This window comes from Micrococcus sp. CH7 (assembly GCF_001595485.1).
In the GTDB taxonomy this organism is placed as follows: Bacteria; Actinomycetota; Actinomycetes; order Actinomycetales; family Micrococcaceae; genus Micrococcus; species Micrococcus luteus.
On the sequence record NZ_LOSQ01000003.1, the window covers coordinates 1 to 9,314 of the forward strand.

The 9,314-nt window shown below is 69.0% G+C and carries 11 protein-coding genes; 7 read left to right on the plus strand and 4 right to left on the minus strand.

Annotated elements, in window-relative coordinates; translation table 11 throughout:
- Positions 1-225: 225 nt before the first annotated feature.
- On the minus strand, positions 226-975 hold the full coding sequence (locus AUV08_RS00740) for a cytochrome c biogenesis CcdA family protein (protein WP_036384828.1): 750 nt from the start codon (positions 973-975) through the stop codon (positions 226-228).
- Positions 976-1,152: 177 nt separating this feature from the next.
- Between AUV08_RS00740 and AUV08_RS00745 the strand changes: the two genes are divergently transcribed.
- From AUV08_RS00745 to AUV08_RS00770, 6 genes are all read left to right on the plus strand, one after another.
- Entirely contained in the window at positions 1,153-1,485 is a 333-nt protein-coding gene (locus AUV08_RS00745; protein WP_020628509.1) for a helix-turn-helix transcriptional regulator, read from the plus strand.
- Positions 1,482-2,270, plus strand: coding sequence for a cation transporter (locus tag AUV08_RS00750; protein ID WP_080696038.1), 789 nt, complete (start codon positions 1,482-1,484; stop codon positions 2,268-2,270). The genes AUV08_RS00745 and AUV08_RS00750 overlap by 4 nt, the downstream gene beginning before the upstream one ends.
- Positions 2,267-3,184, plus strand: coding sequence for a cation diffusion facilitator family transporter (locus AUV08_RS00755; protein WP_036317488.1), 918 nt, complete (start codon positions 2,267-2,269; stop codon positions 3,182-3,184). The genes AUV08_RS00750 and AUV08_RS00755 overlap by 4 nt, the downstream gene beginning before the upstream one ends.
- 80 nt (positions 3,185-3,264) lie before the next feature.
- Positions 3,265-4,017 (plus strand): thioredoxin domain-containing protein, encoded by a 753-nt coding sequence (locus tag AUV08_RS00760; protein ID WP_061867621.1) that lies wholly within the window; start codon positions 3,265-3,267, stop codon positions 4,015-4,017.
- 8 nt (positions 4,018-4,025) lie between these two features.
- A complete protein-coding gene (locus AUV08_RS00765) occupies positions 4,026-4,709 on the plus strand; it encodes a vitamin K epoxide reductase family protein (RefSeq protein ID WP_080695921.1) in 684 nt (227 codons plus the stop codon).
- A 377-nt stretch (positions 4,710-5,086) separates the two neighbouring features.
- A complete protein-coding gene (locus tag AUV08_RS00770) occupies positions 5,087-6,109 on the plus strand; it encodes a cytochrome c oxidase assembly protein (RefSeq protein ID WP_231862106.1) in 1,023 nt (340 codons plus the stop codon).
- Here the strand turns inward: AUV08_RS00770 and AUV08_RS11905 are convergent.
- Positions 6,106-7,000, minus strand: a protein-coding gene (locus AUV08_RS11905) for an IS5 family transposase (protein ID WP_157571206.1) whose coding sequence is annotated in 2 segments (ribosomal slippage) — positions 6,106-6,642 and positions 6,644-7,000 — 894 coding nt in all. Because the reading frame shifts where the segments join, the coding sequence is not laid out codon by codon here. The two genes, AUV08_RS00770 and AUV08_RS11905, sit on opposite strands and share 4 nt — an antisense overlap.
- A 125-nt stretch (positions 7,001-7,125) precedes the next feature.
- On the opposite strand from AUV08_RS11905, the gene hutG reads away from it, so the two are divergent.
- Positions 7,126-8,172: a formimidoylglutamase gene (gene hutG, locus AUV08_RS00785; protein WP_061866874.1), complete on the plus strand. Its 1,047-nt coding sequence runs from the start codon at positions 7,126-7,128 to the stop codon at positions 8,170-8,172.
- Between the two features lie 41 nt (positions 8,173-8,213).
- On the opposite strand, the gene AUV08_RS00790 is transcribed toward hutG, so the two are convergent.
- Together AUV08_RS00790 and AUV08_RS00795 are read right to left on the minus strand one after the other, a co-directional pair.
- Positions 8,214-8,891 (minus strand): GntR family transcriptional regulator, encoded by a 678-nt coding sequence (locus AUV08_RS00790; protein WP_061866875.1) that lies wholly within the window; start codon positions 8,889-8,891, stop codon positions 8,214-8,216.
- A gap of 9 nt (positions 8,892-8,900) precedes the next feature.
- Positions 8,901-9,314: integrase core domain-containing protein (locus AUV08_RS00795; RefSeq protein WP_157571207.1), on the minus strand; the 414-nt coding region annotated here is incomplete at its 5' end.

The window sequence follows — 9,314 nt, forward strand, 5'->3', positions numbered from 1 at the left end:
CGGTACGACAAGTACGCGATCGTCTACCGGGCCGCCGTGGTGTTGAACGCTGTGCTCGCGTGGTCCAAACGATTGTCAGACATGCCCTAGGCGTCTTCATCCTGATCAGCGGCGGAGCCTTCGGCCTCTGAGCACACCCGTCACCGACCACTCAGGGCCCTCGTCCCCGTCCCATCGGCCCGGTCACTCCTCAGTAACCGGTCCGGTGGGGCGGGGTTTCTGGTTTTAGACGGGGGTGGTGAAGGTGCCGGCGAGGCTCTGCAGCTGGTACATCCACAGCATCCAGAGCCCGGAGACCATCAGAATCCCGACCCCCACCAGCAGGGATCCGCCGATGATGTTGAATACCCGGATGTTGCGGCGGACGTAGGACAGGGCGTTGGTGACCCAGCTGATCCCCGCCGCGGCCAGCAGGAATGGGATGCCCAGTCCCAGGCAGTAGAGGAAGCCCAGCAGGGCCCCGCGCCAGGGATCGCCGGTGGTGGTGCTCAATGCCAGCACGGCGCCGAGTGTCGGGCCGATGCAGGGAGTCCAGCCCAGCCCAAAGACGACCCCGAGCACCGGGGCCCCGGCCAGGCCCGTCCGGGGGGCCAGGGTGGGTTTGATCGTGCGCTGGAAAAAGGGCAACTTGCCAACCATGGCCAGGCCCATAACGATCACCAGGACGCCCAGGACGCGGATCATCGGGTCCTGCCAGCGCACCAGCCAGTGACCGATCGTGCCGAAGGCGGCCCCGTAGAGGGTGAAGACCGCGGCGAAGCCCAGGATGAACAGCCCGACCCCGGTCAGCACCCGGCGGCGGTTGTCCGGATGTGTGGGGTTGGCCAGCCCGGAGACGTAACCGAGGTAGCCGGGCACCAGCGGCAGGATGCACGGGGACAGAAACGAGACGATCCCTGCGATCATCGCCAGCGGTGCGGCAATGAGCAGAGCCCCGGAGTTGACGGTCTCGGCGAAGTAGTTCCCGATGCTCACACCGAGCCCCTTCTCCTGCCGTCCGACAATGGGACGGGCAGGAGCCGGGATGGTTCGGTCAGCGGGACATCAGAGTGGGGCACGGTTGCGCGGACCTCCTGGGATCGGGCCATGGTGCCGGCCGCTTGCCGGGCGGCACCCCGACAAGGGTACACGTTATGCTGTATCGTTCTAGGCATGAGCACCACGACCCTCACTCATGTCTCGGCGTTGTCCCGACTGGGCCATGCCCTCTCTGATGACACCCGGACCCGGATCCTGCTGGCCCTGCGTGATGGGCCGGCCCGCCCGTCGGCGCTGGCCGGGGAGCTGGGGGTGTCCAAGCAGGTGATGTCCAACCAGTTGGCCTGCCTGCGCGGCTGCGGGCTGGTGACCACTACCGCCGAGGGCCGCAACGTCTGGTACGCCCTGGCCGACCCCCGGCTGGGCCAGACCCTTGGGGAGCTGCTGGAGTTGACGCTGACCATCGACCCGGATTGCTGCTCCGCTGCGGGATGCACCTGCGCATGAGCACCCTCACGCTGAGCTCCAAGCCCCTCACGGACGACCGCCGTGCGGTCCTGCACCGCCGGATCCGCTGGATCGTGGCAGGAACCATCACCTACAACGTGATCGAGGCGGCCATCGCCTTGGCCGCCGGCACCGTGGCCTCGTCCTCCGCGTTGATCGGCTTCGGCTTGGACTCCATCGTGGAGGTCCTCTCCGCCGCCGCGGTGGCCTGGCAGTTCGCCACCCCGGACCCGCACCGCCGGGAGAAGGTGGCGCTGCGCCTGATCGCCTTCTCCTTCTTCGGCTTGGCCGCCTTCATCACCGTCGACGCCGTGCGCACCCTGTTCGGGGCCGGGCAACCGGAGCATTCCACGGTGGGGATCGTGCTGGCCGCCGTGAGCTTGGCCATCATGCCGTTCCTGTCCTGGTTCGAGCGGCGCACTGGCCGCGAACTCGGGTCCGCCTCCGCGGTGGCCGACTCCAAACAGACCCTGATCTGCACCTACCTCTCGGCGGTCCTGCTGGTGGGCCTGGTCCTCAACAGCACCCTGGGCTGGACCTGGGCCGACCCAGTCGCGGCCCTGGTGATCGCCGCCGTCGCCCTCAAGGAAGGGGTGGAGGCCTGGCGCGGGGATGCCTGCTGCACCCCCGCCTCCGCGCTGATCGCCGGGGACCAGAACGGAAGGACGGCGATGGCTGCGGGGCGGATTGCGCCTGCTGTGCGCATTGAGCGTGCCTTCAGTATCGCCGGACAGGATGGTGACGTTCAGCTGATGATTCATCGAGTGGAAGAGACCCTGGTATGAGCGGACACGATCATTCCCATGCTCTTCCGGCGGCGGGCCGGCGGGGCCGGCTGGCCGTGGTCTTCTCCATCACCGCGACGATCATGGTCGCCGAGGTCATCGGCGCGCTGGCTTCGGGCAGTCTGGCCCTGCTGGCCGACGCCGGGCACATGTTTACTGACTCAGCCGGGTTGCTGATCGCCCTGACCGCCACGACCCTGGCGCTGCGCCCGGCCACGGACAAGCGCACCTGGGGGTACAAGCGCGCCGAGATCATCGCCGCGGCCGCGCAGGCCGCGGTGCTGCTGGCCGTGGGCGGCTTCGTAGCCGTGGAGGGCGTACGCCGGCTCATCGAACCCCCCGAGGTCGAATCCACCGCGATGCTCTGGTTCGGGGTGATCGGTTTGGCTGGCAACCTCATCGGTCTGGCGATCCTGGCCTCTTCCCGAGGTGAGAACCTGAACATGAAGGCCGCGTTCCTGGAGGTACTCAACGACGCCCTGGGATCGGTCGCAGTGATCGTTTCGGCGATCGTGATCGCCACCACCGGCTGGAATCGCGCCGATGCGGTGGTGTCCCTGTTGATCGCCGCACTGATCGTGCCCAGAGCCCTGATCCTGCTTCGCGACACCATCGACGTACTCATGGAGACCACCCCCAAGGGCTTGGACCTGGAGGCGGTCCGCATCCGGCTATCGGAGCTGCCGCACGTGCTGGAGGTCCATGACCTGCACGCTTCACGCATCGACTCCGACACCCCCGTGCTCTCCGCGCACGTCACCGTGCACAACGGCTGCCTGACCGCCGCGCACCTGGGCACTGTGCTGACCGACCTGCAACGGTGCGTGGCCCAGGATTTCCAAGTACCCATCGAACACTCCACCTTCCAAATCGAACCGGCCACCCACCCCCACACTGAGACCCTCCACCCCTGACCCACCCCTGCATCCCAGCCCCAGCTCATTCCCACCCCGACGGCACGGTGCCGTCGCCACCGACCGAAACGGATCCCTTCGTGAGCACACCGACCCGCAATCCGACCCCCTCTGATCCGTCAACACCGGGCACCACATCCCGCAAGGCCAAGACCATCGTCTGGGTCGTACTGGCCGCTGTGGTGCTGGCCGGGCTGATCGTCGGAGTGGTGGCCGCCAGCGGCCCCCGCGACGCCGCCCCCCAGGGCTCCGGGCAAACTGCCTCCTCCGGGACCGGGCAGATCGCCCCCTCGGAGGCCACGCCGGTGATGCGCCCAGACAGCCGGGTACTGTCCAAGGCCCCGAACGAGCAGGCCGTGCTGGTGGAGTTCCTGGACTTCGAGTGCGAGGGCTGCAAGGCCGCCTACCCGGTCGTGGAAGAACTGCGCGCCGAGTACGCCGACACGGTGACCTTTGTGCACCGCTACTTCCCGCTGCCCGGACATCCCAACTCGATGACCGCCGCCGTAGCCGTGGAAGCCGCCGGCCAGCAGGGACAGTACGAGGCGATGTATCAGCAGATGTTCGACACCCAGGAGCAGTGGAGCCATACCACTGAGGACCGGAGCCCGGTGTTCCGCGGTTACGCCGAGGATCTCGGCCTGGACATGGCCGCCTACGATGCCGCGGTGGCTGACCCGGCCACCCGCGACCGCATCGAGGCCGACGTGGCCGACGGGACCGCGCTGGGCGTGCAGGGCACCCCGACCTTCTTCCTGGACGGACAGATGCTCACTCTGAACACCCTCGAGCAGTTCCGCGCCGAGGTCGACGCCGCCGCCACGACGGACTGACCGGGCCCATGAGTGTCCCCGACACCGACACCAATTCACCCGTGACGATCCCCACGACCACCACCGACCGCCCTGCCGGTACCGGGCAGGCCTCCGACGTAGCGGGGATACCGACTGTCGCCCGGCACCGTCCGTTCGGCCTGGTGCTGTTGATCACCGGGGTGGTCGGCTGGGTGGCCTCGGCGATCCTGGTGCTCGAACGCCTGGAGCTGTACGAGGATGCCGGGTACATCACCAGCTGTGACATCAACCCCTGGGTGTCTTGCGGGAAGGTGATGGGGACCTGGCAGTCCGAGCTGTTCGGCTTCCCCAACCCGTTGATCGGCATCGTGGCGTTCGCCGTGGTCATCACCACCGCCATGGTGACCCTCTCCGGGGCGAGCCCCGGGCGCTGGTACTGGGCCGGCCTGCAGGCCGGGGTCACCGCCGGCACGGTGTTCACCATCTGGCTGTGGTCCCAGGCGTTGTTCGAGATCCACATCCTGTGCCTGTACTGCATGATCGTGTGGGCGGCGATGATCCCGCTGTTCATCCTGCTCACCGTGCGCAACCTCGCCCACGGCGTGATCCCCGCGCACGCCGCGGTGGTGCGGTTCTCCGCCGGCTGGGCCGGAACCCTGGTGGCCATCGCCTATGTGGCCGTGGCCGCCTCGGTGTTCTGGACCTTCTTCCCGGCCCTCACCGGTTACTGACACACCAGCCGCACTACGGCCCGCCCACGCGCCCGCAACGAGGAGAAACCACACCATGGCCGAGACCGACGTGCTAGTGATCGGCGCCCGCCAAGCAGGGCTGGCGCTCGGGCACTACCTGAGGCGTGAGGAGCCGAGCTGTCGGCAAAGCCGGACACAGGTTGGGAAACCGAGAAGGGCAGGCAGTAGGTTCCTTGTCCAACAGGCCCTCTACCGCCACGTCGCGACAACCGGGCAGCTCCGTGAGGATGGAGGCAAGGTCCTCGCCCGGAAAGGAAGTACATGATCGGCTGGCTGGAGCGGTGGCAGATTCCCTTGTACCTGGTTGCCCTGGGAGCCGGTGCCGCTTGCGGAAGCGGCATAACCGAACCGACACCGTGTCCACGATCAAGGGCCAAGGCCCCACTCCTACTCCGGCCTCACCTGACCCCGCTCCGGCACCACCACCGCGGCCGAAGTCGCCGACGTTTGATCGCCTCGATGAAGGGAAATTCGCTACGCCGCCGATCGACCAGTGGGTCACGTTCGAACCCCTCACCGGCTCACCCGTCGGCATCGCCGCTCTGCTGTTCGCGGCACTGTATCTGCGAGGAGCGATCTGGATGTGGCGAAACAGGCGCCGTTGGGCGATCGCCCGCACAGCATCGTTCCTGATCGGGTGCGCCCTGATCTTCGCTATCACGATGTTCGGTGTGAACCGTCTCGCGACGGAATCCATCACAGCGCTGGTGTTCCAGCAGATCACCCTGCTGACCGTCGTTCCGCCGCTCCTCATCGCAGGGTCACCCGGGCTGCTGCTCCTGCGCAGCACACCGCACACCGGCCTCGGGCGTCTCGTGCTCCGTGCCGCGCACGGGGGACTGCGCTCACGATTCTGGAGCGCCGCACTGCACCCTGTGGTCGCCATCGTCATTGCGATACTGCTGTACCCGGTCCTCTACCTGACCGACGCGATCAGCGTCATCATGCGCATCCCCTTCGGCCAGGACGCCTTGCTCTTCGTCATCCTCGTCCTCGGCATCGTCTCGGCAACACCGCTATGGTCCTCCGATCCGCTACCGCGCCAACCCTCCTTCGCCGCACGATTCGTCGATATCGCCGTCGAGATCCAGATCCACGCCATTTTCGGCCTGATCCTGCTCCGTACCGCCACACCGCTGTTCAGCGCATACGCCACCCCCACAGGCAGCCATGACCCCGTCATCGACCAGGCGATCGCCGGCACGCTGGTATGGACCTACGCGGAGCTGCCGATGTTCGTAGTGCTCATCGTCTGCCTGTCCCGCTGGCGAGCCCGCGACGTGCGCACCTCGAGACAGCGACAGAAAGCCGAGGACGCCGAACTCGACTCTTACAACGAGTACCTCGCCAGCCTCTCCCGAAGACGGAACGAGAGCTAGGGCATGTCTGACAATCGTTTGGACCACGCGAGCACAGCGTTCAACACCACGGCGGCCCGGTAGACGATCGCGTACTTGTCGTACCGGGTCGCCAGGCCCCGCCATTGCTTCAGGTGCGCGTACTGGCGCTCGATCACGTTCCGGCCCTTGTAAGCCTGCGAGTCCAGGCCCACGGGACGGCCACCGGCCGAGCCGCGGCGCCTGCGGTGGCCCTGCTGATCCGCCGGCTCGGGGATCACGGCTTTGATCCGGCGGGCACGCAGGTGGGTGCGGATCGCCCGGGAGGAGTACGCCTTGTCGCCCAGCACCGCCTCGGGGCGGGTCCGGGGCCGCCCTACCGGCCGTGCCACGCGCAGCCGCCCCAGCAGCGGCAGCAGCATCGGGGAGTCCCCGGCTTGGCCGGGGGGGATCAGGCTGACCAGCGGCAGCCCGGTCCCATCGACGAGCTGATGGATCTTCGTGCTCAGCCCGCCACGGGAGCGCCCGATGCCGTGATCGGCCGGTTCCTCACGCGGATTCTTGTAGTTCGATCCATCCCCCTGTGTGGCGGGTGATGTTCGTCGCGTGCTGGTGGGCGCGGGCGATCGTGGAGTCCACCGAGACCGACCAATCGATCAGGCCTTCGGCGTCAGCGGCGGCGGTCAGCGTGGCCAGCACCGTGTCCCAGGTGCCTTTTTCGGCCAGGCGCCGATGCCAGGTCCACACGGTCTGCCAGGGCCCGTAGACCTCGGGCAGATCCCTCCAAGCGATTCCGCACCGGTACCGGTAGATGATCGCCTCCACCATGGCGCGGGCGTCGGCGAACGGCCTGCCGGCGCGGCCGGTCCGGGTCGGGAGCATCGGGGCGATCAACTCCCATTGGGCATCGGAGAGCATCTGGAACCGGGACATGCCTTCCAGGGTGTCAGCTGGCCCCCTGGATCCATTCTCAGACACGCCCTAGACGGGCGACGCCCCGTGTCGGGCGTCGTCCGGCCCTCGTTGCGCGCCCGCCGTCGATGGCGTGGGATGGTCCCATGACCTCCGAGCTCCCCTCCTCGTCCCTCTCCCCCGCCTGGACCGGCCGCACCGACGGCGACGCCCCCGAGCACCTGCGCTGGCACCAGGTCGTCCGCCCCGCCGACGGCCGCGGCGAGCCCACGACGACGCACCGCGACCCCGGTGCCGGCGCCCCGACGTCGGGCGCGCGGTCCACGGCGCTCATCGGCTTCGCCTCGGACGAGGGCGTGCGCCGGAACCACGGCCGCGTGGGCGCCGAGGACGGCCCGGAGGCGCTGCGCGGCGCGCTCGCCTCGCTCGCGTACCTCGAGGGCACGGGCGCGCTCGTGGACGCGGGCGACGTGTCCGTGGACCGCGGCGACGACGACGCCCCGGGCGAGCTCGAGGCGGGCCAGGCCGAGCTGGGCACGGTGGTCAGCGGGCTGCTGAACGCCCACGACCTGGCCGTGGTGCTCGGCGGCGGGCACGAGACCGCCTACGCCTCGATCACGGGCCTGACCGGCTCCACGCGCGTGGGTGCGGGCACCCGCGTGGGCATCCTCAACCTGGACGCGCACTTCGACCTGCGCGAGGCGCCGCGGCCCAGCTCCGGCACCCCGTTCCTGCAGGCGCTGCGCGACGCCGAGGGGGCGGAGCATCAGCTCTCCTACGCGGTGGTGGGCATCAGCGAGGCCAACAACACCCGTGTCCTGTTCGACACCGCGCGCGAACACGGGGTCACGTGGGTGACCGACGAGCAGGCCCAGACCGCCGACGTCACCGGCGTCCGACGCTGGGTGCGCTCGTTCATCAACGCCGTGGACGTGCTCTACCTGACGATCGACCTGGATGTGCTGCCGGCCGCCGTCGCCCCGGGGGTGAGCGCACCGGCCGGCTTCGGCGTGCCGTACGAGGTGATCCACGCGTGCGCGCTGGAGGCCACCCAGTCCGGGAAGCTGGCCCTGGCCGACGTCGTGGAGCTCAACCCCGCCCTGGACGTGGACGGCCGCACGGCGAAGGCCGCGGCCCGGCTGATCCACACGATCGTCAGCCGTCACCGGACGGACGCGTCGCTGCTGGCCTGAGGCGGGCCGGTGGTCCGTTCAGGCGCGGGGGGCTGCGCGCGTCAGCGTCCCGCCGCCCACGGGGCCGGGGGCTCGGCGCTGCCGTGGGCCGCGCGTCGGGCGGCGTAGTCCAGCGCCGAGCGTGCCAGGAAGTCGTGCAGGGCCAGCACCCCGGCCCGGGCTCCGGCCGAGTCCCTCCGGGTCACGGCCTCCAGCGCCGGGACGTAGAACGCCCGACCGCGTTCGACCTCGTCGGGCAGACCCTTCGTGGTGGCGAGCCAGAACCGGCGGCAGAGCCCCTGGAGCGGGACCAGGGAATCGGCGAGATAGCGGTTCTTCGCGATCGTGCGCAGGAGTTCGTGCGAGCGCCCGACGGCGGCGACGTACGCCGGCAGGTCCTCCACCGTGCGCAGGTGCCGCACGTGGGCCGCGACGACGGCCAGCTGCTCCTCGTCCGCCCGCGCGCAGGCCAGTCCCACGGCCAGCGCCTCGAGCGACCGCCGCACCTCCAGCCTCTCCAGCTGGTCGTCCACGGAGATCGCCGGGATCTGCAGGCCACGTCCCCCACCGGCCAGGAGCCAGTGGTCTCGGATGAGGCGCTGCACCGCCTCGCGCAGGGGTGTGCGCCCCGTCTCGGCGGCGTCGATGAGGGCCGCCTCGCTGAGGACGGCGCCCGGTGGCAGTTCCCCGGTCTCGATCTTCTGCGTCAGGCGGGCGTAGGCCTCCTCCGACTTGTTCATGGGCCCAGCCTAGGTGTAAGAGGTCATGACGTTGTTGACTCGGGTCGGTGCCAGTGAGGCCGGAGGAGCGTCTCCGCAGGAGGTATGAGGCCGATGGTAGTTGTAGTGGTTCACCCACACCGCCAGGGCCTCACGCCGAGCTTGCTCTGAGGAGTACGGGCGGGCGTAGAGGACCTCGTCCACCATCAGCCGGTTGTAGCGTTCGACCTTCCCGTTGTGACGCGGGGTGTAGGGGCGGATCCGGTGGTGCCGGCCCCCGAGCGAGACCACCTTCCGGGTGAAGTCCACGGCCCGGTAGTTGTTGCCGTTGTCCGTGATCACCCTGTCGATCCGGATGCCGTGGGCGGCGAAGAACGCCCGCGCCCGGCAGAAGAACCCGATCGTGGTCACCGTCCGCTCATCCTCCAACGCCTCGGTGTAGGC

Excerpts from the sequence above, each read along its gene's own strand:
- AUV08_RS00745 (WP_020628509.1), top strand. The coding sequence starts at position 1,153 with ATGAGCACCACGACCCTCACTCATGTCTCGGCGTTGTCCCGACTGGGC.
- AUV08_RS00750 (WP_080696038.1), top strand. The coding sequence starts at position 1,482 with ATGAGCACCCTCACGCTGAGCTCCAAGCCCCTCACGGACGACCGCCGT.
- AUV08_RS00755 (WP_036317488.1), top strand. The coding sequence starts at position 2,267 with ATGAGCGGACACGATCATTCCCATGCTCTTCCGGCGGCGGGCCGGCGG.
- AUV08_RS00765 (WP_080695921.1), top strand. The coding sequence starts at position 4,026 with ATGAGTGTCCCCGACACCGACACCAATTCACCCGTGACGATCCCCACG.
- hutG (WP_061866874.1), top strand. The coding sequence starts at position 7,126 with ATGACCTCCGAGCTCCCCTCCTCGTCCCTCTCCCCCGCCTGGACCGGC.
- AUV08_RS00790 (WP_061866875.1), bottom strand. The coding sequence starts at position 8,891 with ATGAACAAGTCGGAGGAGGCCTACGCCCGCCTGACGCAGAAGATCGAG.